We start from the raw sequence: 25,363 nt of genomic DNA on the forward strand, positions 1-25,363 counted from the left end.
AGGGGGGCGAAACCTGCCGTCAGAACAGCCTGGCAAGTAATGCGGTGACGGCCGTTTCCACGCGCAGTATGCGTTCGCCAAGCTGTACCGGCGTCAGCCCGGCCTTGCTCAGCAGATCGACCTCATAGGGGATCCAGCCGCCTTCCGGACCAATGGCCAGGGTTACAGGCTCGTTCAGGCCGCGTGGGCAGGGCGGGTGATTGCCGGGGTGACCAACCAGCCCAAGGGTGTTGGCACTGATGGCTGGCAGGCGGTCTTCGACAAACGGCTTGAAGCGCTTCTCGATGATCACTTCGGGCAGTACGGTGTCGCGTGCCTGTTCGAGGCCGAGAATCAACTGCTCCTGAATGGCGTCGGCCTCAAGGAACGGCGTTTGCCAGAAACTTTTCTCGACCCGGTAGCTGTTGACCAGGATCAGCTTCGGTACGCCCATGGTCGCGACGGTCTGGAACACCCGGCGTAGCATCTTGGGACGAGGCAATGCCAGCACCAGGGTCAGCGGCAGTTTGGCGGGTGGCGGCTGGTCGAAGGTAACCTGCAACTCCGCCTCATGGCCCTCCAGGCGCAGCACCTGAGCCTGGCCCATCTGGCCACCCAGGCGACCGACTCGCAGGGTATCGCCCACCGCAACCCGGTGAATCTCCTGCATGTGGGTAAAGCGGCGGTCGCCCAGCACCACCCGGTCAGCCGCTGTGAAGTCGGCCTCCTCAAGTAACAGCAGGTTCACGCTTGAGTCGCTGGCGGCTGGTCGTTGTGGTCTTGCTCAGGTGCCTCAGGGTGTTCGCTGCGCTTGCGGATCAGGCTGCCGAACAGCACGCCAATCTCGAACAGCAGCCACATAGGCACGGCCAGCAGGGTTTGCGAGAAGATGTCTGGCGGGGTCAGGATCATGCCGACGATGAAACAACCGATGATCACGTAAGGACGAATCTTCTTCAGGTACTTGACGTCGACGATACCAATCCAGACCAGCAGCACCACCGCCACTGGAATTTCAAAGGCTACGCCGAAGGCGAAGAACAGGGTCATGACGAAGTCCAGGTAACTGGCGATGTCCGTCATCATCGAGACGCCTTCCGGTGTTGCACTGGCAAAGAAGCCGAAAATCAGTGGGAACACCAGAAAGTAGGCGAAGGCCATGCCTGCATAGAACAGCAGGATGCTCGATATCAGCAGGGGCACGGCGATACGTTTTTCGTGGCGATACAGGCCGGGCGCGATAAACCCCCAGATCTGATGCAGGATCAGCGGGATCGCCAGAAACAGCGAGACGATCATGGTCAGCTTGAACGGCGTCAGGAACGGGGAGGCCACATCGGTGGCGATCATCGTCGCGTTGGCCGGAAGGTGTGCGCGCAACGGCGCCGACACCAGGGTGTAGATCTGCTGCGCGAAGGAGAACAGCCCGGCGAAGATCAGGAAGATGGCAGCAACACAACGCAACAGGCGTGTGCGCAGTTCGGTGAGGTGTGAAACCAGCGGCATTGGCTGGTCGTTTTCCGGGATATCGCTCATGGGGCTCGCGGCGGTTGTGGCGAATCGTTAAGAGGCGCAGGCGCAGCAGGTGCGTCTGGTGCAGCAGGCGTCTGGCTCGGCGCTGGCTGTGCGGCGCTGTTTTCAGCCGGCGGCTGGAAAGGCTGTGGCGCTACGCTCTGTGGATTGAGGATCTTGCGCGCTTCCTGCTCCATCGAGAGGATGTGCTCGTTGTGCAACTGGCGACGAATTTCATCGGCACCGATTTCACGTTCCACTTCCTGCTTGATGGAATTGAAGCTGCGCTTGAGCCGACCAATCCACAAGCCGGCGGTACGCGCTGCGCCGGGCAGGCGTTCTGGGCCAAGTACCAGCAAGGCTACCAGGCCGACGAGCAGCAGCTCAGAGAAGCTGATCCCGAACATGGGTTAGTCCTTCCGGACCGGTTCTTGCCGGACGCTTTCTTCGACCTTGTGTGCCTGGCCGTCGATGGTTTGCGATGAGTGTGCCTGGGTAGGTTGGACAGGCGCTGCGTCGGCCGGCTTGTCTTCCTCGTTCATGGCCTTGCGAAAGCCCTTGATCGATTCGCCCAGGTCGCTGCCGAAGTTCTTCAGCTTCTTGGTGCCGAACACCAGCACCACGACGACCAACAGTACGATCCAGTGTTTCCAGTCAAAAATACCCATGGTGCACTCCTTCGGATTTATTCAGTCAGGTCTGGCTTGCGCGCAGCTTTTTCGGCGTGCCCGGACAGGCCAAAGCGACGGTCCAGTTCGTCCAGTACCGCTTGGGGGTGTTGTCCCAACGAAGCCAGCATTACCAGGCTATGGAACCACAGATCGGCGGTTTCGTAGATGACATCGCTGTAATCGCCACTGACGGCGGCATCCTTGGCAGCAATGATAGTCTCGATCGATTCTTCGCCGACCTTTTCCAGGATTTTGTTCAGGCCCTTGTGGTACAGGCTGGCGACGTAGGAACTGTCGGGTGCCGCGCCTTTGCGCGCTTCCAGCACTTCGGCCAGACGGGTCAGGGTGTCGCTCATGTCAGTGTCCTGCGCTGTAGATGGCTTGTGGATCCTTCAGAACCGGGTCGACGGTTTTCCATTCGCCGTTCTCGAAGACACGATAGAAGCAGCTTTCACGGCCTGTATGGCAGGCGATATGACCCAACTGCTCGACCATCAGGATGATCACGTCGGCGTCGCAGTCCAGGCGCATTTCGTGCAGTTTTTGCACGTGCCCCGACTCCTCGCCCTTACGCCACAGTTTGCCACGTGAACGCGACCAGTAGATGGCACGCTGCTCAGCGGCAGTCAGGGTCAGTGCTTCGCGGTTCATCCAGGCCATCATCAGTACGCGCCCGGTCTTGTAGTCCTGGGCGATCGCCGGCACCAAACCGTCGCTGTTCCAGTTGATCTCGTCCAGCCAGTCTTTCATGAAAAACTCCAAAACCACACTCGATCTTATGTCGAATGTTTTCGCTAGTTTGCCAGCCAGGTGCCTGGCTGGCTATCGACGCACGATCAGGTAGAGCCCTGCGGCAAGCATCAGCCAGGCCGGCCAGGCTGCGGGAGCACTGAGGCTGATGGCGCCAGCGGCGAGGGTTGCGCCACCGGCGAGCAGGCCAGCACCCAACAGACGCAGGGCCCAGCCGTCGGTGTTCTGGCGCCGGGCCGGTGATTGCTCGTTGGCATGGGGTTGCGACAGGCGCTCGAGCAGGTCGCGGGCCATACCGGCCAGATGGGGTACCTGTTCAACCTGATTGTGCAGGTTCTGCAGTAACGATTTCGGGCTGACGCGATCGCGCATCCAGCGCTCAAGAAACGGCTGGGCGGTGCTCCACAGGTCGAGCTCGGGGTAGAGCTGACGGCCCAGGCCCTCGATGTTCAGCAGGGTTTTTTGCAGCAGCACAAGCTGAGGCTGGACTTCCATGTTGAAGCGCCGGGCCGTCTGGAACAAGCGCATCAGTACCTGGCCGAAGGAGATGTCTTTCAGCGGTTTCTCGAAAATCGGTTCGCATACGGTGCGGATCGCCGCCTCGAATTCGTTCAGCTTGGTGTGTGCCGGCACCCAGCCCGAGTCGATATGCAACTGCGCGACGCGACGGTAATCACGCTTGAAGAACGCGAACAGGTTGCGCGCCAGGTAGTCCTGGTCCTCGGGGGTCAGGCTGCCGACGATGCCACAGTCGATGGCGATGTACTTCGGGCTCCACGGCTTCACGGTGCTGACGAAGATGTTGCCGGGGTGCATGTCTGCGTGGAAGAAACTGTCGCGGAATACCTGGGTAAAGAAAATCTCGACGCCGCGCTCGGCGAGCATTTTCATGTCGGTACGCTGATCGGCCAGGGTCGCCAGGTCGGTGACCTGAATACCGTAGATGCGCTCCATGACCAGCACTTTTGGCCGGCACCAGTCCCAGTACACCTGCGGTACGTACATCATCTCCGAGCCTTCGAAGTTGCGCTTGAGCTGGCTGGCGTTAGCGGCCTCGCGCAACAGGTCGAGTTCGTCGTAGATGGTCTTCTCGTAGTCGCTGACCACCTCTACCGGGTGCAGCAGGCGTGCGTCGGATGAGAGCCGCTCGGCCGCGCGGGCAATCAGGAACAGCCAGGCCAGGTCCTGGGCAATGATGGGCTTGAGGCCAGGGCGCACAACCTTGACCACCACTTCTTCGCCAGTTTTCAGCTGTGCCGCATGGACCTGGGCCACAGAGGCTGAAGCCAAGGGCTCGACGTCGAAGCGCCTGAACACTTCGCTGATTTTCGCCCCGAGTTGCTCCTCGATCATGGCGATGGCTTTTTGCGGATCGAACGGCGGTACGCGGTCCTGAAGCAGCATCAGCTCATCGGCAATGTCTTCGGGCAGCAGGTCGCGGCGGGTCGACAATAACTGACCGAACTTGATGAAGATCGGCCCCAGGTCCTGCAATGCCAGGCGCAGGCGGGCGCCACGGCTCAGCGCCACGGGCTTGCGAGGCAGCCAGCGCCAAGGCATGACGAAGCGCAGCGCCATCAGCCACCAGGGCAGTGGCAGGGCGAACAGCAGGTCATCGAGGCGGTAGCGGATTACGACGCGCTGGATGCGCAACAGACGGCGGACGGCAAGCAGCTTCATGCGTTATCGCTGGAATCAAGGGATCGGGCAAGGCGCTCAATACGCGCCTCGAGGCGTTCAATATCGACTTTGAGTGTGTCTAGCTCGCTGAAACGAACTTCCGCTTCGCGCAATCCAACCAGTGTCCGGGCTTCTTCGGCCAGGTACTCGGCAATGTTCTGGTTGAGGCTGGAGAGGCCTTGGCGGGTCCACTGGGCGCGGCTGCGCAGGTGACCGCTGATCAATTGCGTGGCCACCGGACCGAGCCAGTGGGAGACTTCATACTCCCAGTCCAGCTCCAGGTCCTGTAACACCGCGACCAGGTCCAGCAGTGCTCCACTGTCACCGTCGAGCTCGACCTCGGGACTGTGCAGCACGGCGGTCTTGTCCTGGCTCAAGGCCAGGCGCAGCAGGCTCGAGGCCGGCGCACGCAGGGTGCAGTCGGCGTCATTGGCCCAGTGCGCAGCGAACAGCAGGCCTTCATCGCTGGGCAGGATGAACAGTTGCAACGCCGGTTGGCGGCAGTCGATGGCAATCACCTTGCCCTCAAGCCGTGCCAGGCGCGGCAGCGCAGTGCTGTCCAGGCGTAGAACACGGTTGACCCCGTGTTCTACGCTGGCGAGAAGGCCAGTCAGCAGCATCAGGGTTTGATGCCGCGGTGCAGGGCAACGATGCCGCTGGTCATGTTGTGATAGGTCACGCGGTCGAAACCGGCTTCAACCATCATCGCCTTGAGGGTTTCCTGATCCGGGTGCATACGGATCGATTCGGCCAGGTAGCGGTAGCTCTCGGAGTCGTTGGTGATCAACTTGCCCATCAATGGCATGAAGGCGAACGAATAGGCATCGTAGACCTTGGACATCACTTTGTTGGTCGGCTTGGAGAACTCCAGCACCAACAGACGGCCACCAGGCTTGAGTACACGCAGCATGGAGCGCAGGGCGTCTTCCTTGTGGGTGACGTTGCGCAGGCCGAAGGCGATGGTGACGCAGTCGAAGTGGTTGTCCGGGAAAGGCAGTTTCTCGGCATCGGCCTGGACGAACTCGACGTTGCCAGCCACACCAAGGTCGAGCAGACGATCACGCCCGACCTTGAGCATCGAGGCGTTGATGTCGGCCAGCACGACCTGACCGGTCGGGCCGACCAGATGAGAAAACTTGCGTGTCAGGTCGCCAGTACCGCCGGCGATGTCGAGGACGCGGTTACCGCTGCGCACGCCCGACAGTTCGATGGTGAAGCGCTTCCACAGGCGGTGCATGCCGCCGGAAAGCACATCGTTCATCAAGTCATACTTGCCCGCCACCGAGTGGAAAACCTCAGCGACCTTTTCCGCCTTCTGGCTTTCCGGCACGCTCTGGTAGCCGAAGTGAGTGGTGGTTTCGGCGTTTTCGCCTTTGCGCTGATCGTTCATATCGCTGTCACCGGAAAAAATTACGGCCATTCTAGGGCGTGCGGCGTGATTTGTCTTGGCGGGCTGTGTCGCAGGGAGGGTGCGGGCTAATATAGGCCACCAGTATGCCTTCTTAGCCAGGATTGTTTGAATGACCCAGATCAGCGTTGAACGTAAACACAGCCTAGGCCGCGAGGCGGCCCGGCAGAAGGCCGAAGCGCTTGTGGAACGCCTGGCCCGCGAGTATGACCTCAAGGCCCAATGGGAGGGCGACACTGTCCAGGTCAAGCGCAGTGGCGCCAATGGCAGCATCCGGATCGGCGACGACAGCATTCGCGTCGAATTGAAACTGGGAATGATGCTGTCGATGATGGGTGGGACCATCAAGGCTGAAATCGAGCGCGCACTGGACAAGGCCCTGGCCTGACGTCTTCGTGCTCATCGTCCGCAAGACCGGTGTTTGCCATCTATGGATACACCGGCTTTGCGGTGCTGAGCATGGCGTGGTTGTCTCGCCTTAGGGTGAGCATTCTAATTTTTCCCCCTACCTTGTGCACAAGCCCCGACCTCGTGGGCAGTTTCTCCATTTCCGCGATCAACGTGAGGTGCAGAGCATGGCCAAGGTTTCCCTGAAGCGAAAAGAGCACGCCCAGAGCAGTACGCTGGGTGAGGTGCGCGGCTACGCGCGCAAGATCTGGTTGGCAGGTCTGGGTGCCTATGCCCGGGTCGGGCAAGAAGGCGCCGACTATTTGAAAGAGCTGGTCAAGGCTGGCGAAGGCATCGAAAAACGCGGCAAAAAGCGTATCGACCATGAGCTCGATGCAGCCAACAGCCAGATCGATTCGGTCAAGGATGAGATCAGTGGCGTGAAGGGCAAAGTCGAAGTGCAGCTCGATAAAATCGAAAAGGCATTCGACACGCGGGTCGCCAGCGCCTTGAATCGTATCGGCATTCCGTCTAAACATGACGTGGAGACACTTTCTGCCAAGCTCAATGAGCTGACAGCATTGCTCGAACACGTTGCACGTAAACACTAAGGAGAGCGGGATGGCTGGCAAGAAGAAAGTAGAAAAAGAAGGCAGCTCCTGGGTCGGTGAGGTCGAGAAGTACTCCCGTCAAATCTGGCTGGCTGGCTTGGGCGCTTACTCAAAAATCAGCAACGATGGCAGTAAGTTGTTCGAAACCCTGGTCAAGGATGGCGAGAAAGCCGAGAAGCAGGCCAAGACCCGGGTCGATGAGCAGGTCGATGCAGCGAAGAGCTCGGCAAAGTCTGCCAAATCGCGGGTTGGCGATGTGAAGGAGCGTGCACTGGGCAAGTGGAGCGAACTCGAAGAAGCCTTCGACAAGCGCCTGAACAGCGCTATTTCACGCCTGGGCGTGCCAAGCCGCAACGAGGTCAAGGCCCTGCATCAGCAGGTCGATACCCTCACCAAGCAGATCGAGAAGCTCACCGGCGCCTCGGTTAAATCGGTGTCGGCCAAGCCAGCGGCGGCCAAACCTGCTGCCAAGCCACTGGCCAAAGCCGCACCGAAAGCTGCCGCCAAACCTGCGGCCAAGACTGCAGCGGCTAAACCGGCTGCCAAGCCTGCTGCTGCGAAAGCTGCGGCCAAGCCCGCTGCCGCCAAGCCGCCCGTGGCAAGAAAACCTGCCGTGAAAAAGGCACCGGCAGCCAAGCCTGCTGCAACCGTGAACGCCTCACCGGCCGCCACGCCGGCAGCGAGCACGGCGCCAAGCCCGGTCAGCAGTACGCCGTCGGCAACCCCGGCACCTACCAGTCAGGCCTGATCGAGGCCGCTGTCGACAAGCGCCCGGCCAGTGTGCCGGGCGTTTTCAATTCCGGCTGGTGATGCGGTCAGTCTTCCAGATAACGCATGGCGAGCTGTTCGGCTGCATGCCGGGGCACCGGCTCCAGGTGCGGCGCGACCAGCATCATCACCTGATAGACGACAATACCCACCTGGCTGTCGCGGGCCAGAATGCGCTGGTAGTCCATGGAGAACAGCAGGGTCAGGGTGATCTGTTCGACCAACTGACCGAGGGTGCGGGTGTCGCCCTGGATCTGGCCTTGTGACTTGAGGCTGGACAGCAAGGCGGCGAGGGTGCGCTTGAGTGCATTGAGCAGGTTGCGGATACCGCGCGCCAGGCGTGGCAGGCGTCCGGCCAGGTTCGACAAGTCCTGGAACAGGAAACGGTACTGGGCCATACGCTCAACGATCAGATGCAGAAACAACCAGTAATCCTCTGCATCCAGACGCAGGTCGACCGGCGGATCGAGCAGCGGCGTCAGTTCCTCTTCGAAGCGCTCGAACAACCCCAGCACCAAGGGTTCCTTGCCATGGAAGTGGTAGTAGAGGTTGCCTGGGCTGATGCCCATTTCATTGGCAATCTCCAGAGTCGAGACATTGGGTTCGCCCTGTTGGTTAAACAGTTGCAGGGCACACTCAAGGATACGGTCGCGGGTTTTCATCCGTTCTTCTTGTTCAGCGCACCAGCACGTAGGTACCGGGTGCAGGGTCCATGGGGGGGTAGTTTGGCGTGCCGAGTGTGCTCAGGGTTTCGCGCTGAGCCCCCGAGCGTTTCTGTATCCACTCCAGCCATGTCGGCCACCAGCTGCCGTCGACCTGCTGGGCGTCATAGAACCAGGCACGTGGGTCACTGCTCAGTTTCGGGTTTTCCATGAACCAGGCTTTTGGGTTGCCCGGCGGGTTGATGATGCTCTGAATGTGTCCGCTGTTGGCCAGCAGGAAGCGCCGCTCGCCCCCGAGCAGCAGGGTTGAACGGTATACGGCATCCCATGGGGTGATATGGTCGTTTTCACCGCCTACGGTGAAGCTGTCGAGCGTAACCTTCTGCAGGTCTATGGGGGTGCCGCAGACTTCCAGGCCTGCAGCGTGAGCCAGTGGGTTGTGTTTGTAGAAGTCCAGGAGATCGCCATGAAGTGCCGCGGGCAGGCGGGTGCTGTCATTGTTCCAGTAGAGGATGTCGAACGCCGGTGGCGATTTGCCTAGCAGGTAATTGTTGATCCAGTAGTTCCAGACCAGATCGTTGGGGCGCATCCAGGCAAACACACGGGCCATTTCGCGCCCGTCGAGCACGCCGTGCTGGTAGGAACGTCGTTTGGCGGCTTCCAGGGTCTGCTCGTCGATGAACAGGCTGGCCGGGCTGTCGAACTGGCTGTCGAGCAGGCTCACCAGGTAGGTGGCGCAATGCACGCGACGCAGTTGACGCTTGGCGTGTAAATGCCCCTGTAGCGCCGCCATGGTCAGGCCGCCTGCACAGGCCCCCATGAGGTTCACATCGCGGCTGCCGCTGATGGCCCGGCAGGCATTGGTGGCCTCTTCCAGGGCTTGTACGTAGCTGGACAGGCCCCACTCCCGGTGGCGCGGGTCCGGGTTGCGCCAACTGATCATGAACACCTGCAAACCGTTCTTGAGCATGTACTGGACGAAGCTGTTGTGCGGGCTGAGGTCGAAGATGTAGAACTTGTTGATCTGTGGTGGCACCACCAGCAGAGGGCGGGCGTACTGTTTCTCGCTCATCGGCTTGTACTGGATCAATTCCAGCAATTCGTTGCGAAACACCACTGCGCCAGGGGTGGTGGCCAGTGTCTTGCCGACTTCAAAGGCCTCCCGGTTGACCTGCCGCGGCATCCCATCATTGTGCCGAAGGTCGTCAAGCAGGTGGTTCAGGCCACGCAGCAGGCTCAGGCCTCCGGTGTTGAACAGTTCCTTCACCGCGAGCGGGTTGAGCAGTGAGTTGCTCGGGGCCAGGGCATCGTTGATCAGTGAGAACAGGAAGTGCGCACGGGCACGGTCGTCATGGCTCAGTTGGCTGCCGTCGATCCACTGGCGGGTTTGCTTCTGCCAGCTCAGGTAGGCCTGCAGACCACGCCGATAAAAAGGGTTCTGGCTCCAGGTCGGGTCGTTGAAGCGCTCGTCGCGAGGGCCGGGGTGGTGAGGTGTGTCGCCCAGCAGCACCCGACCCAACTGTCCGCCCAGCGCCAGCATGTGTTTGGCGGTGTACAGCGGGTGACGCAAGCCATGGCGACTGACACTGCGCAAGGTCGAAATCAGGTCGCGGCCGCGCAATCCGGTGATCGCGTTCTGCGCGTTGATATAGGTGGCGGGGGGCGGTGGCACGCCCTTCGCGGGTCTGTCTTTCATCAGGCAACACTCCGTCGTCAAGCCATCAACACACCCATCCATGCAAGTGCGGCACCAACCCTGCTCCGCTGTTTTTGCGTAGCGTTCTGCTGCGTGCACAAGCGACAGGCCAAGGCACCACTCAACCACCAGGTGCAGGCCGTGGATGCATTACGGCCCGCTGACGTTCCTGCTGGAGGAAATTCATGATGATCGGTGCGACGGCCTCGGCTCGGGTGACAAGGAACAGATGGCCGTCGTCGATTATGTGTAGCTGGGCATTGGGAATCCGCCAGGCCAGCAGGCGCATATTGATCAGTGGGATCAAGGGGTCATCGTCACCGGCCAGTACCAAGGTTGGCTGCTGGATCTTGTGCAGCCAGTGGATGCTGGTCCAGCCAAGGCCGGCGAACAGTTGCCAGTAGTAGCCCAGCTTGCCCGAGGAGCGCACCTTGGCCGCGTGTGACAAGGCCAGGTCCGGATCGCGACGAAACGCACCACCATAAATGTCCGGGGCAATGCGGATGACATGGGAGGGCTGTATATAGCGCCTCGGACTGGCCATCAACCAGAGTACCTTGGGCTTGCCCGGAACCATGACCGCACCTGCAGCGGTCGCAGCCAGTACCAGTTTCTTGCAGCGCTCCGGGTAGTCATGGGCGAACTGTTGCGCCAAGGCACCGCCCCAGGAAACCCCGATGACATTGACCTGGCCATAGTCCAGGTAATCGAGCATGCGCGCGGTGAGTTTGGCCAGCCCGGGGAAACGGTACGGGCGGCGTGGCGTGGAGGAACCGCCAACGCCCGGCACGTCGAAGGCGATCACTTCCAGGTCCGGGTCCAGCGCCTGGATGAACGGAAACACCAATTCCAGGTTGGCGCCAATGCCGTTGAAAATCAGCAAGGGTGTCAGGTGCGGCTTGCCGGGGCGAACTGCCGTCCGGATGGATTGGCCATCCAGGTCGACAGTTCTGAAAATGTACGGTTGCGGCATGCGCGAGCCCCTGTGATGGATGAAGCGCCGTGTCCCTCGGCAGGCCACGGCGGTTGGTGTATCAACGCTCGTGAACGTAGGTCCCCGGTGCGGCCTCGCCTGCGCTGTAGGCCTTGTTGCCAAGGCGCGTCGGTGCTTTTTTCAGCTCCCCCGAGCGCTCTGTCAGCCAGTTTTGCCAATGCAGCCACCAGGAGTCTGGGTGCTTGATGGCGTTTTCTTGCCACTCGCTGGCCTGCTCCAGCAGTTCACCACCGGTCATGTAGCGTGCCTTGGGGTTGCCCGGTGGGTTGAGGATGCTCTGGATATGGCCGCTATTGGACAGCACGAACTCAACGTTGCCGCCGAACAGCTGTGCGGATTTGTAGCAGGACTGCCATGGCGTGATGTGGTCGGAAGTGCCGGCGACGTTGTAGATGTCACTGGTGACTTTCTTCAGATCGATGGGGGTGCCGCACACTTCCAGTGCATCGGCACGGGTCAATGGGTTGTTCTTGAACATTTCGATCAGGTCGCCGTGAAAGGCGGCCGGCAGGCGGGTGGTGTCGTTGTTCCAGAACAGGATGTCGAACACGGGAGGCTCATTGCCCAGCAGGTAGTTGTTGACCCAGTAGTTCCAGATCAGATCGTTGGGCCGCATCCAGGCAAACACCTTGGCCATGTCGCGGCCTTCCAGCACACCGGCCTGGTAGGAGTGGCGCTTGGCAGCCTCCAGGGTCTGCTCGTCGACGAACAGCGCGACCTGGTTATCGAGGGTGGTATCGAGCACGCTGACCAGCAGGGTCAGGGCGTTGACCTTGTTCTCGCCCAGTGCGGCGTAATGGCCGAGCAGCGCCGTGCAGGTGATCCCGCCGGAGCAGGCACCGAGTATGTTCAAGTCTTTGCTGCCGGTAATCGCCAGTACCGCATCGACGGCTTCTTTCAGCGCATCAATGTAGGTCGAAAGGCCCCATTCACGTTGAGTCTTGGTCGGGTTGCGCCAGCTGACAATAAAGGTCTGCACGTTGGAGCGCAGGCAGAAACGCGCCAGGCTTTTTTCCGGGCTCAGGTCAAAGATGTAGAACTTGTTGATCTGTGGCGGTACCACCAGCAGCGGGCGTTCAAGCACCTGTTCGGTGGTTGGCTGGTACTGGATCAGTTCGAGCACTTCGTTGCGGAACACCACGGCGCCTTCAGTGGTGCCCAGGTTCTTGCCGACTTCGAAGGCATCCATGTTGACCTGGCTGGGCATGCCGCCGTTGTTCACCAGGTCCTTGGCCAGGTGGGACAAGCCATCCAGCAGGCTTTTGCCGCCGGTCTCGAAGAAACGCTTCACCGCAGCCGGGTTGGCAGCAGTATTGGTCGGCGCCATGGCTTCGGTCATCAGGTTTATGACGAAGTGGCCGCGGCTGATGTCCTGGTCCGACAGATTGCTGTCACCGATCCAGTCGTGCAGTTCCTTGCGCCAGGCCAGGTAGGTCTGCAGGTAGCGGCGATACAGCGGGTTCTGGCTCCAGGCCGGGTCGTTGAAGCGACGATCATCGCTCTCCGGTTGCAAGCTGGATTTACCGAAGATGACATCCTTGAGTTCCATGCCGAAGTGCGCGACATGCTTGGCACTGTGCAGTGGCTGGCGGATGGCCTGGCGCAGCACCATGCGTGCAGACGTCAGCAAATCCTTACGGCGCAAGCCCACTACAGGGTTCAGCCCCAGGGTGTTTTCCGAGGCTTGGCGCTGCAGGTCATCGTTGTTCTTGTTGCTCATCTACGACGCTCCGTTGTCCTGAGACGAGTACCGGTTTTGGCTGTGGCGGTGGCACAGGAGAGGCCGGTACTACTGCTCGGGTGACCAGTGATAACGAACTGCGTACAGCGTGTCCGGATGAAAACGAAGGTGCGTCGTGCGGGCAGTCTTTGCGTTGGAAGACAGCCTGCCGCTCGCGACCTTGGCATCCCGACCTGAGCCTGCATGAAACCGATGCAGGGAACTTGCCAGATCCATTGGTAACCCGATGTTAAGGTGTTGCGCAAGCCAGCCATCCATTGGCTGTGCAGAGGCATTCAAGCAGATCAAATTAGAAAATGCGCTCTAAAACACAAGAGTGCCTGATTAGAGCATCAGTTTGATGACAGACTCGGACGGGTCGCGGGATTTGCCGGCTTTTGCCAGTTCTTCCAGGTAGTCGGCCCAGAGTTGTTCCTGACGCAGGCACAGCTGCTCCAGGTATTCCCAGGTGAACAGACCGCTGTCATGGCCATCATCGAAGGTCAGTTTCAGTGCGTACTGGCCAGCCGGTTCGATTGCGCTCAGGCCGACACCAAGCTTGCCGAACTGCAGGATGGGGGTGCCGTGGCCCTGGACCTCGGCGGAGGGGGAGTGCACGCGCAAGAACTCGGCGGGCAGGTGGTAGACCTCGTCGGGGCCATAGCTGAGGCTGAGGGTCTTGGAGGCTTTGTGCAGGTTGATTGCGGTGGGGAGTCGAGTCATAAGCGATCAGGGCCGCGAACGGCCCTGCCTGTAAGAGGGTGAGGCTTACAGAATATAACGAGACAGGTCTTCGTTCTGCGCCAATTCGCCCAAGTGGCTGTTGACGTAGTCGGCGTCGATCTGGATTGGCGCTTCGCTGTGGGCACTGGCCAAGTCGCCAGCGCTGAACGATACCTCTTCCAGCAGGCGCTCAAGCAGCGTGTGCAGGCGACGGGCACCGATGTTCTCGGTCTTCTCGTTGACCTGCCAGGCGATCTCGGCCAGGCGCTTGATACCTTCCGGGGTGAACTCGATGTTCAGGCCTTCGGTTTTCAGCAGCTCGCGGTACTGCTCGGTCAGCGATGCGTGCGGCTCACTGAGGATACGCTCGAAGTCTTGCGGGCTCAGGGCCTTGAGCTCGACGCGGATCGGCAGGCGGCCTTGCAGTTCAGGGACCAGGTCGCTTGGCTTGCTCAGGTGGAACGCACCCGAGGCGATGAACAGGATGTGGTCAGTCTTGACCATGCCCAGCTTGGTGTTCACCGTGCAGCCTTCGATCAGTGGCAGCAGGTCACGCTGTACGCCTTCACGGGATACATCGGCACCGCCGACGTTGCCACGCTTGGCGACTTTGTCGATTTCGTCGATGAACACGATGCCGTGCTGCTCAACGGCTTCCAGGGCCTTGGCCTTGAGTTCCTCTTCGTTGACCAGACGCCCGGCCTCTTCGTCGCGCACCAGCTTCAGTGCTTCCTTGACCTTGAGCTTGCGGCTCTTGCGCTTGCCCTTGCCCATGTTGGCGAACAGGTTCTGCAACTGGTTGGTCATCTCTTCCATGCCCGGTGGCGCGGAAATGTCGACACCCATCGCTTCGGCGACTTCGATCTCGATTTCCTTGTCGTCCAGTTGGCCTTCACGCAGGCGCTTGCGGAACAGCTGACGGGTGTTGGAGTCCTGGCTCGGGGCGGAGTCTTCGTTGAAACCCGTACGGGCCGGTGGCAGCAGGGCGTCGAGGATACGTTCTTCGGCGGCGTCCTCGGCACGGTGGCGCACGCGCACCATTTCCTGTTCGCGCAGCAGCTTGATGGCGGCATCCGCCAGGTCGCGGATGATCGACTCGACGTCACGGCCAACGTAGCCGACTTCAGTGAACTTGGTTGCTTCGACCTTGATGAACGGTGCATTGGCCAGCTTGGCCAGGCGCCGGGCGATTTCGGTTTTACCGACGCCGGTCGGGCCGATCATCAGGATGTTTTTCGGGGTGACTTCGACGCGCAGCTCTGCTGGCAGCTGCATCCGGCGCCAGCGGTTGCGCAGGGCAATGGCGACGGCGCGCTTGGCATCGTCCTGGCCGATGATATGGCGGTTGAGTTCGTGGACGATTTCGCGGGGGGTCATGGACATGGTGATAGGTGGTCCTTTAACGATGAGTTCAGCGTGGAAAAGCCCGGCGATGCAATGCCGGGCGCCAGAACAGCTGGTTACTCCGCCAGGTCCTCTTCCTCGATGGTCAGGTTGTGGTTGGTGAATACGCAGATATCGCCGGCGATACCCAGGGCCGTCTCGGTGATTTCCCGGGCCGAGAGGTCGGTCTTCATCAGCAGTGCGCGGGCAGCAGCCTGGGCAAAGTTGCCGCCGGAGCCCATGGCGATCAGGCCATCTTCCGGCTCCACCACGTCACCGTTGCCGGTGATGATCAGCGAGGCATCTTTGTTGGCGACTGCGAGCATGGCTTCCAGGCGGCTCAGGGAGCGGTCGGTACGCCACTCCTTGGCCAGTTCGACGGCAGCGCGGATCAAGTGGCCCTGGTGCTTTTCCAGCTGGCCTTCAAAACGTTCGAACAGGGTGAACGCATCGGCGGTGGCACCGGCGAAGCCAGCGAGCACCTGGCCGTGGTACAGGCGACGGACTTTCTTCGCGTTGCCTTTCATCACGGTATTGCCGAGGGAAACCTGGCCGTCGCCGCCCATGACGACTTTGCCGTGGCGACGTACTGAAACGATGGTGGTCAAGGGGAGAGTCTCCACGCAGCGGGGCGAAAATGCCTGATGCAGACTCATATGGGGGTGATGACGGGTATTTCAACTGCTACGGATGAGCGGTTGTTTTGGTGGTGGGGCTGGCCCGTTTCTCATGCGTCCTTTCCGATGAGTCGCTCAGGTGAGTAGGCGGCGCTGTTATCGCGGGTAATCCCGCTTCCCAGCGTGTCCCTCTGAACCTTGTGAGAGCGACGGCCTTTCACTGACGTTGGCTTTAAAAAACGCCCCCCGCTAAAAAGCGGGGGGCGTTAGCAGCCTGAGACATCGGCAGGATCAGGCTTCGTGGCTGATATGCCCGTCGACCAAGGTGTACCGTACGGCGCCTGGCAGGCAATGGCCGATGAACGGGCAGTTTTCGCCCTTGGAGCGCCATTGCTCGCCCGCCACGGTCGAGGCCTGTGGATCGAACACCACCAGGTCGGCGGCAGCGCCCACCTTCAGTTCGCCAACCGGCAGGCGCAGGGCATGTGCCGGGCCGCTGGACAGGCGCTTGAGCAGGGTTGGCAGGTCAAGCAGGCCGTCGTCGACCAGCGTCAGGGCCAGCGGCAGCAGCAGTTCGACACTGCTGATACCCGGCTCGGTGGCGCCGAATGGTGCCAGCTTGGCGTCACGCTCGTGAGGCTGGTGATGGCTGGAAATGGCCTGGATCACACCCGCCTTCACCGCCTCACGCAGGCCGTCACGGTCTGTACGGGTGCGCAGTGGTGGTTGGACGTGGTACAGGCTGGAAAAGTCCACCAGTGCTTCATCGGTGAGGATCAACTGGTACAGGGCGACATCGGCGGTCACGGGCAGGCCGCGTGCCTGGGCCTGGGCAATCAGTTCGACACCACGGGCGCTGGTGAGTTGGCTGAAGTGCGCACGCACGCCGGTTTGTTCAACCAGCAGCAGATCACGGGCCAGCGCCACGGTCTCGGCGGTTTCTGGAATGCCCGGCAGGCCCAGGAAACTGGCCATTGCGCCTTCATGGGCAAGGCCGCCGTGGGCCAGGTCGCGGTCCTGCGAGTGGAACATTACCGTCAGGTCGAAGGTGGCGGCGTACTCCAGTGCGCGGCACAGGGTGCGTGTGTTGGAGAAACCGCTCAGGCCATTGCCGAAGGCCACACAGCCAGCGTCTCGCAGGGCAATCAGTTCGGCCAGTTGCTCGCCTTCCAGGCCTTTGCTCAGCGCGCCGATCGGGAACACTTTGGCATGCCCGGCTTCACGGGCGCGGTCGAGGATCAGTTCGGCAACCGCCGAGGTATCCAGTATCGGCTTGGTCCGTGGCGGGCAGCACAGGCTGGTGACGCCACCGGCTGCGGCGGCACGGGTTTCACTGGCGATGGTGCCTTTTCGGCTGTAACCCGGTTCGCGCAGGGCGACGCTAAGGTCAACCAGGCCCGGAGCGGCTACCAGGCCTTCGGCGTTCAGGCTGCGCGCAGCGTGAAAGCCGGCTGGGGCTGCGCCGATGGCGACGATCTTGCCGGCGTCGATGTGCAGGTCGCTGACCTGATCCAGGCCACTGGCCGGGTCGATGATCCGGGCGCCGAGAATGCTGAGGGTCACTGGGCGTTCTCCTGCTCGAATTGACGTTGTGCGGTCTGGCCGCTCATGGCCATGGACAGTACGGCCATGCGCACGGCAATGCCGTAGGTGACCTGATTGAGAATGACCGAGTGGGCACCGTCGGCCACTGCCGATTCGATCTCGACCCCACGGTTGATCGGCCCCGGGTGCATGACGATAGCGTCTGGCTTGGCGCCGGCCAGGCGCGCGGTGGTCAGGCCGAACAGGCGGTAGAACTCGCCCTCGCTCGGCAACAGGCCACCCTGCATGCGCTCACGTTGCAGGCGCAGCATGATCACCACGTCGACGTCTTTCAGGCCTTGTTCCAGGTCGGTGTAGACCTTCACGCCGTACTGCTCGATACCGACTGGCAGGAGGGTTTTCGGGCCGATTACACGGATGTCCGGGCAGCCGAGGGTTTTCAGCGCGAGCATGTTCGAGCGGGCGACCCGCGAGTGCAGGATGTCGCCAACAATTGCCACCGAGAGGTTCTCGAAGCTGCCCTTGTGCCGCCGGATGGTCAGCATGTCGAGCATACCCTGGGTCGGGTGCGCATGACGGCCATCGCCGCCGTTGATGATCGCTACTTCCGGGCATACGTGCTCGGCAATGAAGTGCGCAGCACCGGAGTCGGCATGGCGAACCACGAACATGTCGGCGGCCATGGCTTCGAGATTGCGCAAGGTGTCGAACAGCGTCTCGCCCTTGCTGGTCGAGGACGTCGACACGTTCAGGGTGATCACGTCGGCCGAGAGTCGTTGTGCGGCCAGCTCAAAGGTGGTGCGGGTACGGGTGGAGTTCTCGAAGAACACGTTGCACACGGTTTTGCCGCGCAGCAACGGGACCTTTTTCACGGCCCGGGCACCGACTTCCAGGAAGGAGTCGGCGGTATCGAGGATTTCGGTCAGCAGTTCGCGGGGCAAACCGTCGAGCGAGAGAAAGTGGCGCAGCTGGCCCTGATCATTGAGCTGCAGCGGGCGCTTGGCGTCGATTGGCGTCATCGCGGGGGACTCTTAAAGTGCGGAAACGGTGGCGAGGTCCTGGCGCTCTAGGGCGAGCGGTGCGGGGCCGAGCAATTTTACCCGTTCATGGGCAGCCAGGGACAGGGTTGCACCGACCACATTCGGACGGATCGGCAGTTCGCCAGCGTCCAGGTCGAGCAGGCAGACCAGCGTGACACTGGCTGGACGGCCGTAGTCGAACAGTTCGTTGAGGGCGGCACGAATGGTGCGACCGCTCATCAGCACGTCGTCCACCAGCACCAAGTGCTGGCCTTCAATCTCGAAAGGCAGCTCCGAAGGGCGCACTTGCGGGTGCAGGCCGTTCTGGCTGAAGTCGTCACGGTAGAACGATACATCCAGTGTGCCGAGCGCGGCGTCCTGTTGGCCAAGGGCTTCAAGCAGGGCCTGGGCAACCCATACACCGCCCGTACGGATGCCGATGTAGCGCGGCTCGGTGATGTTACGGCGGGCCAGGTGCGCCTGCAGGTCGCTGGCCATCTGCCGAATCAGTTCGGCGGGATTGGGTAGGCTCATGCTTGCTCCTCAAGAGGCCGGACGCGAATACGGTCCGGCTTGAATCTGTGATCAGGGTTGCATCAGCCCGGCGTTTGCTTCCAGCCAGCCTTGCAGCAGCAGGGCGGCGGCGATGGCGTCGACCGGGTTGTCGCGGTAGCTGCCGCGCTGACCACCGCGGGCCATGCGCTCGCCCTTGGCTTCGAAGGTGGTCAGGCGTTCATCGTGGGTGTGTACGGGCAGGTTGAAGCGGCCATTCAGGCGACGGGCGAATTTCTCGGCGCGGGCGCTCATTTCGCTGGGGGTGCCGTCCATGTTCAACGGCAAGCCGACGACTATTGCATCGGGCTGCCATTCCTTGATCAGTTTTTCGACCTGAGCCCAGTCCGGCACACCGTTCTGCGCTTTAAGCGTGCAGAGTTCGCGGGCTTGCCCGGTGATCATCTGGCCGACGGCCACACCAATCTGTTTGCTGCCATAGTCAAAACCCAGCAGGAGCCTTGGTGCACTCATCAGGCGTGCCCCGCCTGGCTGGTCAACAGGCTGAGGTTGATCCCCAGGCTGGCTGCTGCCGCTTCAAGGCGCAGGTCGCTGGTCAGGCCAAAGATGATCTCGGGGTCGAACGGGCAGTTGAGCCAGGCGTTATCCGCGAGTTCGGCTTCAAGCTGCCCGGCTTCCCAGCCAGCATAGCCAAGGGTAATCAGGCTGTTTTCCGGGCCCGTGCCATCGGCGATGGCGAACAATACGTCCTGCGACGTGGACAGCGACAAGCCTTCAAGCTCGATGGTTGCCTGATAGGTCGGGCCACGGCTGTGGAGTACGAAACCACGGTCGGTCTGTACCGGGCCGCCCATGTAGATCGGTATCTGCAAACAGCGCGCATGCGGCTCGGCGTCCGGTCGCAGTTGCTCGAGGATATCGGCCAGGTTCAGCTCTTGTGGCCGGTTGACCACCAGTCCCATGGCGCCGCTCTCGTTGTGTTCGACGATGTAGGTCAAGGTCTGGGCAAAGTTCGGATCGGCCATGTGTGGCATGGCGATCAGAAACTGGTGCTTGAGGTAGCTCGGGGCGATGTTCTTCATGACCCTTAGTGTGGCGTTGAGGCGCCCTACTGACAAGCCTGAGGCACGCCCTTTAATTGCTCGAAAGTCGGTCGCCGCGAGCGAAGCGCCAGGTGCGGATGATCTCCAGCCGGTCGATGTCGGCAAGATCCCCGGTGAAAGGCGCAAATGGCGCCGCCAGGCGCACGATACGCTGTGCCGCCTGATCGAGCAGCGGTTGCCCGGACGACTCCAGCACCAACACCTCATAGAGCGAGCCGTCGCGGTTTATCGATACCATCAGGCGCAGGTTGCCGTAGATCTGCTGGCGGCGCGCTTCGTCGGGGTAATTGAGGTTACCGATACGTTCGACCTTCTTGCGCCATTCCTCTTTGTACCAGGCACCCTTGTCACGCATGGTCGAGGCCGCGTTGAGCCGATGGATGCGTGGGCGTTTGGCGTAGGCCTGCTGTTCATGGGCCAGTTCGGCCTCAAGGCTGGCGATCTGGCTGGACAGTTCCGAACTGTCGAATTCCGGAGCCGCGACCTTCGGTTTTGGTTGCGGTTTGACTTCCTTGGGCCGGGTTTCGACTTTGTGCGGTTTGGCGGCCTGGGTGGTCAGCACGGCCTTGGGCGGAGTCGGCTGCGCTGGCACTTCCTGTCGTGCGGCAGGCGGTGGCGTTACCTTGTTTATCTTGCTGTCCTGGAAGGGCGCCAGTTCAGTGGTCTTGGGCACCGCTTTCTTGTCCAGGGTGCCGCTGCCTTTCTGGTTATCCTGAGCCAGGAAGTCCGCTTTCTTCGGCGGTGCTTCGCTCTTGAATGTGGCGAGGGTAATTTCCAGGGTCCGACGAATTTCCTCAGGCTTGGCAAAGGTAAAACTCAGGCCCAGGATCAGCGCCAAGTGCAGCAGCGCCGCCAGAAACAGGGTAAAGCCAAGCCGGTCCGCCGGGCGAACGCGGGGCGGGGCAAGGTCGGCGGGAATGTCGGCGGGAAGCGTCATGGGTTATCCAGCAGCCGGGGTGAAACCGGCACAGCGGGCGGCCAGGTCAAAAAAGGACCGGCATCATAACCCACTCTGCGCAGTTTCCCTGCCTCGACTGTCAGCGTGCCTTGAGCTTGCGATCAATGGCGTCCATCAACTGCACAGCAATACGGGTACCGAAGGCGTTGTCGATTTCACGGATGCAGGTCGGGCTGGTCACGTTGATTTCGGTCAGGTGCTCACCGATCACGTCCAGGCCGACGAACAGCAGGCCCTTTTCCCGCAGGGTTGGGCCGACCTGTTCGGCGATCCAGCGGTCACGCTCGGTCAACTCACGGGCTTCGCCACGTCCGCCGGCAGCCAGGTTGCCACGGGTTTCACCGCTGGCCGGGATCCGGGCCAGGCAGTAGGGCACAGGCTCGCCGTCGATCATCAGGATACGTTTGTCGCCATCCTTGATGGCCGGCAGGTAGGCTTGTGCCATGATCTGCTGGGTGCCATGGGCCGTCAGCGTTTCAAGGATCACCGACAGGTTGGGGTCGCCTACGCGGTGGCGGAAGATTGATGCGCCGCCCATGCCGTCCAGCGGCTTGAGGATGACATCGCCGTGCTCGGTGGCGAACTCGCGCAGGATATCCGGACGACGGCTGACCACGGTCGCAGGCGTGCAGTGCGGGAACAGGGTGGCGAACAGCTTTTCATTGCAGTCACGCAGGCTCTGCGGACGGTTGACCACCAGTACGCCAGCGGCTTCGGCCTGTTCCAGCAGGTAGGTGCTGTAGACGAACTCCATGTCGAAGGGCGGATCCTTGCGCATCAGGATGACGTCCAGGTCGCTCAGGGCGCCGTCGGTTTCCGCCTCCAGGTCGAACCAATGCTCGGGGTCGGCAACTACGCGCAGCGGCCGCATCCGGGCCCGGGCCTGGCCCTCGCGTTGATAAAGATCCTGCTGCTCCATGTAGAACAGCGACCAGCCGCGTTCCTGAGCGGCCAGCAGCATGGCCAGCGAGCTGTCCTTCTTGTAGGAGATGCGCGCAATGGGGTCCATGACAATCCCGAGGCGAACGCTCATGGGGTATATCCTCTCGGCGGCAAGAGGCCGCAGTGGCTCAAATGAAAAGTGGCGTCAGGGTGGCGCCGGCGGCGCTGGCGGTCAAGCAGAAAACGCAACGCGGGCGGCCCCGGCGCAGGCTGATGGAATGCACCTTGAGAGTGTGCTAAAAAGGCCTGGCATGTGGCCTGCACGGCCCTTCCAGGCGATGGTAGAGCAATTATGGGACAGCCCGAAGCGGCATTGAAGGTGATGGTCATCGACGACTCGAAGACGATTCGTCGTACCGCGCAGATGCTGCTCGGCGAAGCCGGTTGCACCGTTATTACCGCCACAGACGGTTTTGATGCCTTGGCCAAGATCGTCGACCACCGTCCCGACATCATTTTTGTCGATGTGTTGATGCCGCGCCTGGACGGTTACCAGACCTGCGCAGTGATCAAGCACAACAGTATCTTCAAGGACACGCCGGTGGTCATGCTGTCATCCCGTGACGGGCTGTTCGACAAGGCCCGTGGCCGGGCTGTCGGGTCTGATCAATTTTTGACCAAGCCTTTCAGCAAGGAAGAACTGCTGGAGGCGATCAAGGCGCATGTGCCGGGTTTCGCCGCAGAAGCACAACACGCACCCTGATGCTGCGCGCGTGGCGCGGCATCCTTTCCTTCGATGGGGAATAGCATGGCCCGAGTTCTGATCGTCGATGATTCGCCGACTGAAATGTACAAACTGACCGGAATGCTCGAAAAACACGGGCATCAGGTGCTCAAGGCTGAAAACGGCGCCGATGGTGTGGCACTGGCGCGCCAGGAAAAACCCGATGCGGTATTGATGGACATCGTCATGCCTGGCATGAACGGCTTCCAGGCCACCCGCCAACTGAGCAAGGACCCTGAGACCAGTGGTATCCCGGTGATCATCGTCACCACCAAGGATCAGGAAACCGACAAGGTCTGGGGCACGCGTCAGGGCGCCCGCGATTACCTGACCAAGCCGGTTGATGAGCAAACCCTGATCAAGACCCTCGACGGCGTACTCAAGGGTTGACCACCAGGCCCATGGGCGAGTCGCTGACAGCATTTGAACTGCTGTTGGATATCGACCGTCGTTGCCGCCTGTTGGCGGCGGACCTGCCGTTGCAGGAAACTCGCCTGCAGAGCTGGAGCGGTATCGGCTTTCGCATTGCTGAGCAGTGGTTTGTCGCACCGATGCAGGAAGTCGCCGAGGTGCTTCAGGAACCTCGACTCAGCCGTATCCCCGGGGTCAAGCCATGGGTGCTTGGTGTAGCCAACCTGCGCGGTCGGCTGTTGCCGGTGATGGACCTGTGTGGGTACTTCGGCCTTGCCCAGAGCGGTTTGCGCAAACAGCGTCGGGTACTGGTGCTGGATCACCAGGAGGTGTTCGCCGGACTGCTGGTCGACGAAGTCGCCGGTCTGCAGCATTTTCCCCTGCGCAGCCTGGACCTCTCGGTGCCATCGCCCCTGCTTGCCGGGGCCGGGCCCTTTGTTCAGGGGCACTTTCAACGTGAGCGTTGCTGGGGAATCTTCAGTCCGTTTGCCCTGGCGCAGGCTGCGGGCTTTCTCGATGTGGCGCTGTAAAGGAATGCCGAACCCGTGACCAAGACCTTTCCCTCGGTACAAGGCTCTCGCAGCAGCGCGCAGATTGCCGTGCTGTTCATCGTGCTGATCCTGTCGATCATCCTGTTGTTCGCCAATTTCGCCTACCTCAATACCCAGGCCAATTACGACAAGCAGTACATCGGGCATGCCGGCGAGTTGCGTGTGCTCTCCCAGCGCATTGCCAAAAACGCTACCGAAGCTGCTGCGGGCAAGGCCCGGGCCTTCAAGTTATTGAGTGATGCGCGCAATGACTTTGAGCAGCGTTGGGGCTACTTGAAGAAAGGCGACCGCTCCACGGGGCTGCCCTCGGCTCCACCTGCCGTGCGCAGCGAAATGGACGCGGTGTTGAGCGATTGGGAAAACCTGCGCAAGAGCACCGACACGATCCTGGCCAGCGAGCAGACCGTATTGTCGCTGCATCAGGTGGCGGCGACCCTGTCCGAGACCGTGCCGCAGTTGCAGGTCGAATACGAGAAGGTGGTGGAGATCCTTCTCAAGAATGGCGCACCGGCCAGCCAGGTTGCGGTGGCCCAGCGCCAGGCGCTGTTGGCTGAGCGTATTCTGGGCTCGGTCAACACAGTGCTGGCAGGCGATGACACCTCCGTGCAGGCGGCCGATGCCTTTGGACGTGATGCAACGCGTTTTGGCCAGGTGCTGGAGGGCATGCTGGCGGGCAATCCGTCGATCCAACTGACTCGCGTTCAGGACCCCGATGCCCGCGCTCGCTTGAGTGAAATCGCCGAACTGTTCCAGTTTGTCGCCGGGTCCGTGGACGAAATTCTCGAAACCTCGCCGGAACTGTTCCGGGTGCGTGAAGCGGCCAGCAATATTTTCAACCTGTCGCAGACGTTGCTTGATGAAGCATCGCGTCTGGCCAATGGCTTTGAAAATCTGGCGGCTGGGCGCACCCTGGATACGGTTGGTGGTTATGCCCTGGGGCTGTTGGCACTGGCGTCGATCATCTTGATCGGCCTGGTGATGGTGCGTGAAACCCACCGCCAACTGCATGAGACGGCGGAAAAAAATGAACGCAACCAGCAGGCGATCATGCGCCTGCTGGATGAAATCGAGGACCTCGCCGATGGCGATCTGACTGTCACGGCGTCGGTCACCGAGGACTTTACCGGCGCGATTGCCGACTCGATCAATTACTCGATCGATCAGCTTCGCGACCTGGTCGCGACCATTAACCAAAGTGCCGAGGAAGTTGCCAGCGCCGTGCAGGATACCCAGACCACGGCCCGTCAGTTGGCCAAGGCCTCCGAGCATCAGGCTCAGCAGATCAGTGATGCGTCGATGGCGGTCGGTGACATGGCCGAATCGATCGACCGGGTTTCGACCCATGCCTATGAGTCGGCCAAAGTGGCTGAGCGGGCGGTGGCGATTGCCAACAAGGGCAACGAGGTGGTTCACAACACCATCCACGGCATGGACAACATTCGCGAGCAGATTCAGGACACCGCCAAGCGCATCAAGCGTCTTGGTGAGTCCTCTCAGGAAATCGGCGACATTGTCAGCCTGATCGATGACATTGCCGATCAGACCAACATTCTCGCGCTCAATGCTGCCATTCAGGCGTCGATGGCCGGTGAGGCGGGACGTGGCTTTGCAGTGGTCGCCGATGAAGTACAACGTTTGGCCGAGCGCTCGTCTTCGGCAACGCGGCAAATCGAGGCGCTGGTGCGAGCGATTCAGGCCGATACCAACGAAGCCGTGATCTCCATGGAACAGACCACCGCCGAAGTCGTCCGTGGTGCACACCTGGCTCAGGATGCCGGGGTAGCGCTGGCGGAAATCGAAGGTGTGTCGCAGACCCTGGCCGAACTGATCCACAGCATCTCGGATGCCGCTCAGCTGCAGACTTCATCGGCGGGCCAGATCTCTCATACCATGGCGGTGATCCAACAGATTACCTCGCAAACCTCGTCCGGCTCGACTGCGACTGCCGACAGCATTGGCAATCTGGCCCGTATGGCCAGTGAAATGCGTCGTTCGGTGTCGGGCTTCACCTTGCCGCCGGCGCGCTGACCCTGGCT

At 61.2% G+C, this 25,363-nt stretch carries 29 protein-coding genes and 1 pseudogene; 7 read left to right on the forward strand and 23 right to left on the reverse strand.

Annotated elements, in window-relative coordinates:
* Nucleotides 1-19: 19 nt before the first annotated feature.
* From IE038_RS18915 to ubiE, 9 genes are all read right to left on the reverse strand, one after another.
* Nucleotides 20-727 (reverse strand): 16S rRNA (uracil(1498)-N(3))-methyltransferase, encoded by a 708-nt coding sequence (locus IE038_RS18915; protein WP_189396108.1) that lies wholly within the window; start codon nucleotides 725-727, stop codon nucleotides 20-22.
* Complete coding sequence (gene tatC, locus IE038_RS18920; protein ID WP_163939623.1) at nucleotides 724-1,515, reverse strand: twin-arginine translocase subunit TatC; 792 nt, start codon at nucleotides 1,513-1,515, stop codon at nucleotides 724-726. Before tatC ends, IE038_RS18915 begins: the two co-directional genes overlap by 4 nt.
* Nucleotides 1,512-1,898 (reverse strand): Sec-independent protein translocase protein TatB, encoded by a 387-nt coding sequence (tatB, locus tag IE038_RS18925; RefSeq protein WP_163939622.1) that lies wholly within the window; start codon nucleotides 1,896-1,898, stop codon nucleotides 1,512-1,514. Before tatB ends, tatC begins: the two co-directional genes overlap by 4 nt.
* Nucleotides 1,899-1,901: 3 nt before the next feature.
* The gene (locus IE038_RS18930; RefSeq protein WP_163939620.1) at nucleotides 1,902-2,159 is read right to left on the reverse strand and encodes a twin-arginine translocase TatA/TatE family subunit; all 258 of its coding nucleotides are present in this window, start codon (nucleotides 2,157-2,159) and stop codon (nucleotides 1,902-1,904) included.
* Between the two features lie 17 nt (nucleotides 2,160-2,176).
* Complete coding sequence (locus IE038_RS18935; protein WP_163939617.1) at nucleotides 2,177-2,518, reverse strand: phosphoribosyl-ATP diphosphatase; 342 nt, start codon at nucleotides 2,516-2,518, stop codon at nucleotides 2,177-2,179.
* Nucleotide 2,519: 1 nt separating this feature from the next.
* Nucleotides 2,520-2,912, reverse strand: coding sequence for a phosphoribosyl-AMP cyclohydrolase (hisI, locus tag IE038_RS18940; protein WP_163939615.1), 393 nt, complete (start codon nucleotides 2,910-2,912; stop codon nucleotides 2,520-2,522).
* Between the two features lie 72 nt (nucleotides 2,913-2,984).
* Entirely contained in the window at nucleotides 2,985-4,592 is a 1,608-nt protein-coding gene (gene ubiB, locus IE038_RS18945) for a ubiquinone biosynthesis regulatory protein kinase UbiB (protein ID WP_189396109.1), read from the reverse strand.
* A complete protein-coding gene (locus tag IE038_RS18950) occupies nucleotides 4,589-5,212 on the reverse strand; it encodes a ubiquinone biosynthesis accessory factor UbiJ (protein ID WP_163939614.1) in 624 nt (207 codons plus the stop codon). Before IE038_RS18950 ends, ubiB begins: the two co-directional genes overlap by 4 nt.
* Nucleotides 5,212-5,982 (reverse strand): bifunctional demethylmenaquinone methyltransferase/2-methoxy-6-polyprenyl-1,4-benzoquinol methylase UbiE, encoded by a 771-nt coding sequence (gene ubiE, locus IE038_RS18955; RefSeq protein WP_163939612.1) that lies wholly within the window; start codon nucleotides 5,980-5,982, stop codon nucleotides 5,212-5,214. Before ubiE ends, IE038_RS18950 begins: the two co-directional genes overlap by 1 nt.
* 130 nt (nucleotides 5,983-6,112) lie before the next feature.
* Between ubiE and IE038_RS18960 the strand changes: the two genes are divergently transcribed.
* The 3 genes and pseudogenes from IE038_RS18960 to IE038_RS18970 all read left to right on the forward strand — a co-directional run.
* Complete coding sequence (locus tag IE038_RS18960; protein ID WP_163939610.1) at nucleotides 6,113-6,388, forward strand: polyhydroxyalkanoic acid system family protein; 276 nt, start codon at nucleotides 6,113-6,115, stop codon at nucleotides 6,386-6,388.
* Nucleotides 6,389-6,575: 187 nt separating this feature from the next.
* Nucleotides 6,576-6,998 (forward strand): phasin family protein, encoded by a 423-nt coding sequence (locus IE038_RS18965; protein WP_163939608.1) that lies wholly within the window; start codon nucleotides 6,576-6,578, stop codon nucleotides 6,996-6,998.
* Nucleotides 6,999-7,008: 10 nt separating this feature from the next.
* Nucleotides 7,009-7,728: pseudogene (locus tag IE038_RS18970) on the forward strand (phasin family protein); the annotation flags it as partial.
* An 85-nt stretch (nucleotides 7,729-7,813) separates the two neighbouring features.
* Here the strand turns inward: IE038_RS18970 and IE038_RS18975 are convergent.
* The 14 genes from IE038_RS18975 to gshB all read right to left on the reverse strand — a co-directional run bounded on the left by IE038_RS18975 (nucleotide 7,814) and on the right by gshB (nucleotide 21,732).
* Nucleotides 7,814-8,428, reverse strand: coding sequence for a TetR/AcrR family transcriptional regulator (locus tag IE038_RS18975; protein ID WP_163939604.1), 615 nt, complete (start codon nucleotides 8,426-8,428; stop codon nucleotides 7,814-7,816).
* 13 nt (nucleotides 8,429-8,441) lie between these two features.
* Nucleotides 8,442-10,124 (reverse strand): class II poly(R)-hydroxyalkanoic acid synthase, encoded by a 1,683-nt coding sequence (phaC, locus tag IE038_RS18980; RefSeq protein ID WP_163939602.1) that lies wholly within the window; start codon nucleotides 10,122-10,124, stop codon nucleotides 8,442-8,444.
* Nucleotides 10,125-10,245: 121 nt separating this feature from the next.
* The gene (gene phaZ / locus IE038_RS18985; RefSeq protein WP_163939600.1) at nucleotides 10,246-11,097 is read right to left on the reverse strand and encodes a poly(3-hydroxyalkanoate) depolymerase; all 852 of its coding nucleotides are present in this window, start codon (nucleotides 11,095-11,097) and stop codon (nucleotides 10,246-10,248) included.
* A gap of 61 nt (nucleotides 11,098-11,158) precedes the next feature.
* Nucleotides 11,159-12,838 carry a class II poly(R)-hydroxyalkanoic acid synthase gene (phaC, locus tag IE038_RS18990; protein WP_189396110.1) on the reverse strand — a complete coding sequence of 560 codons (1,680 nt, stop codon included), beginning with the start codon at nucleotides 12,836-12,838 and terminating at the stop codon, nucleotides 11,159-11,161.
* A 345-nt stretch (nucleotides 12,839-13,183) separates the two neighbouring features.
* Nucleotides 13,184-13,561, reverse strand: coding sequence for a gamma-butyrobetaine hydroxylase family protein (locus tag IE038_RS18995; protein WP_163939598.1), 378 nt, complete (start codon nucleotides 13,559-13,561; stop codon nucleotides 13,184-13,186).
* A 45-nt stretch (nucleotides 13,562-13,606) separates the two neighbouring features.
* A complete protein-coding gene (gene hslU, locus IE038_RS19000; protein ID WP_189396111.1) occupies nucleotides 13,607-14,944 on the reverse strand; it encodes an ATP-dependent protease ATPase subunit HslU in 1,338 nt (445 codons plus the stop codon).
* A 77-nt stretch (nucleotides 14,945-15,021) separates the two neighbouring features.
* On the reverse strand, nucleotides 15,022-15,552 hold the full coding sequence (hslV, locus tag IE038_RS19005) for an ATP-dependent protease subunit HslV (RefSeq protein ID WP_065761255.1): 531 nt from the start codon (nucleotides 15,550-15,552) through the stop codon (nucleotides 15,022-15,024).
* 300 nt (nucleotides 15,553-15,852) lie between these two features.
* Nucleotides 15,853-17,124 carry a dihydroorotase gene (locus IE038_RS19010; protein ID WP_163935925.1) on the reverse strand — a complete coding sequence of 424 codons (1,272 nt, stop codon included), beginning with the start codon at nucleotides 17,122-17,124 and terminating at the stop codon, nucleotides 15,853-15,855.
* A complete protein-coding gene (locus IE038_RS19015) occupies nucleotides 17,121-18,125 on the reverse strand; it encodes an aspartate carbamoyltransferase catalytic subunit (protein ID WP_189396112.1) in 1,005 nt (334 codons plus the stop codon). The genes IE038_RS19010 and IE038_RS19015 overlap by 4 nt, the downstream gene beginning before the upstream one ends.
* A 12-nt stretch (nucleotides 18,126-18,137) precedes the next feature.
* Nucleotides 18,138-18,659, reverse strand: coding sequence for a bifunctional pyr operon transcriptional regulator/uracil phosphoribosyltransferase PyrR (gene pyrR / locus IE038_RS19020; RefSeq protein WP_065761897.1), 522 nt, complete (start codon nucleotides 18,657-18,659; stop codon nucleotides 18,138-18,140).
* 51 nt (nucleotides 18,660-18,710) lie between these two features.
* Complete coding sequence (gene ruvX / locus IE038_RS19025; protein ID WP_163935928.1) at nucleotides 18,711-19,151, reverse strand: Holliday junction resolvase RuvX; 441 nt, start codon at nucleotides 19,149-19,151, stop codon at nucleotides 18,711-18,713.
* On the reverse strand, nucleotides 19,151-19,720 hold the full coding sequence (locus tag IE038_RS19030) for a YqgE/AlgH family protein (RefSeq protein WP_189396113.1): 570 nt from the start codon (nucleotides 19,718-19,720) through the stop codon (nucleotides 19,151-19,153). Before IE038_RS19030 ends, ruvX begins: the two co-directional genes overlap by 1 nt.
* A 52-nt stretch (nucleotides 19,721-19,772) precedes the next feature.
* The gene (locus IE038_RS19035; RefSeq protein WP_163939455.1) at nucleotides 19,773-20,678 is read right to left on the reverse strand and encodes an energy transducer TonB; all 906 of its coding nucleotides are present in this window, start codon (nucleotides 20,676-20,678) and stop codon (nucleotides 19,773-19,775) included.
* Nucleotides 20,679-20,778: 100 nt separating this feature from the next.
* On the reverse strand, nucleotides 20,779-21,732 hold the full coding sequence (gene gshB / locus IE038_RS19040; protein ID WP_163939456.1) for a glutathione synthase: 954 nt from the start codon (nucleotides 21,730-21,732) through the stop codon (nucleotides 20,779-20,781).
* A 201-nt stretch (nucleotides 21,733-21,933) separates the two neighbouring features.
* Between gshB and pilG the strand changes: the two genes are divergently transcribed.
* Genes pilG through IE038_RS19060 form a run of 4 tightly spaced genes read left to right on the forward strand, consistent with a single transcriptional unit; the run spans nucleotide 21,934 to nucleotide 25,355 of the window.
* A complete protein-coding gene (gene pilG / locus IE038_RS19045; protein WP_163939458.1) occupies nucleotides 21,934-22,344 on the forward strand; it encodes a twitching motility response regulator PilG in 411 nt (136 codons plus the stop codon).
* 45 nt (nucleotides 22,345-22,389) lie between these two features.
* Nucleotides 22,390-22,755, forward strand: a complete 366-nt coding sequence (pilH, locus tag IE038_RS19050) for a twitching motility response regulator PilH (RefSeq protein ID WP_065761330.1) — start codon at nucleotides 22,390-22,392, stop codon at nucleotides 22,753-22,755.
* Complete coding sequence (locus IE038_RS19055) at nucleotides 22,752-23,306, forward strand: chemotaxis protein CheW (RefSeq protein ID WP_189396114.1); 555 nt, start codon at nucleotides 22,752-22,754, stop codon at nucleotides 23,304-23,306. Before pilH ends, IE038_RS19055 begins: the two co-directional genes overlap by 4 nt.
* Before the next feature lie 15 nt (nucleotides 23,307-23,321).
* Entirely contained in the window at nucleotides 23,322-25,355 is a 2,034-nt protein-coding gene (locus IE038_RS19060) for a methyl-accepting chemotaxis protein (protein WP_189396115.1), read from the forward strand.
* Nucleotides 25,356-25,363 lie beyond the last annotated feature (8 nt).

Origin of the sequence: Pseudomonas laurentiana (genome assembly GCF_014648275.1) — a bacterium.
In the GTDB taxonomy this organism is placed as follows: Bacteria; Pseudomonadota; Gammaproteobacteria; order Pseudomonadales; family Pseudomonadaceae; genus Aquipseudomonas; species Aquipseudomonas laurentiana.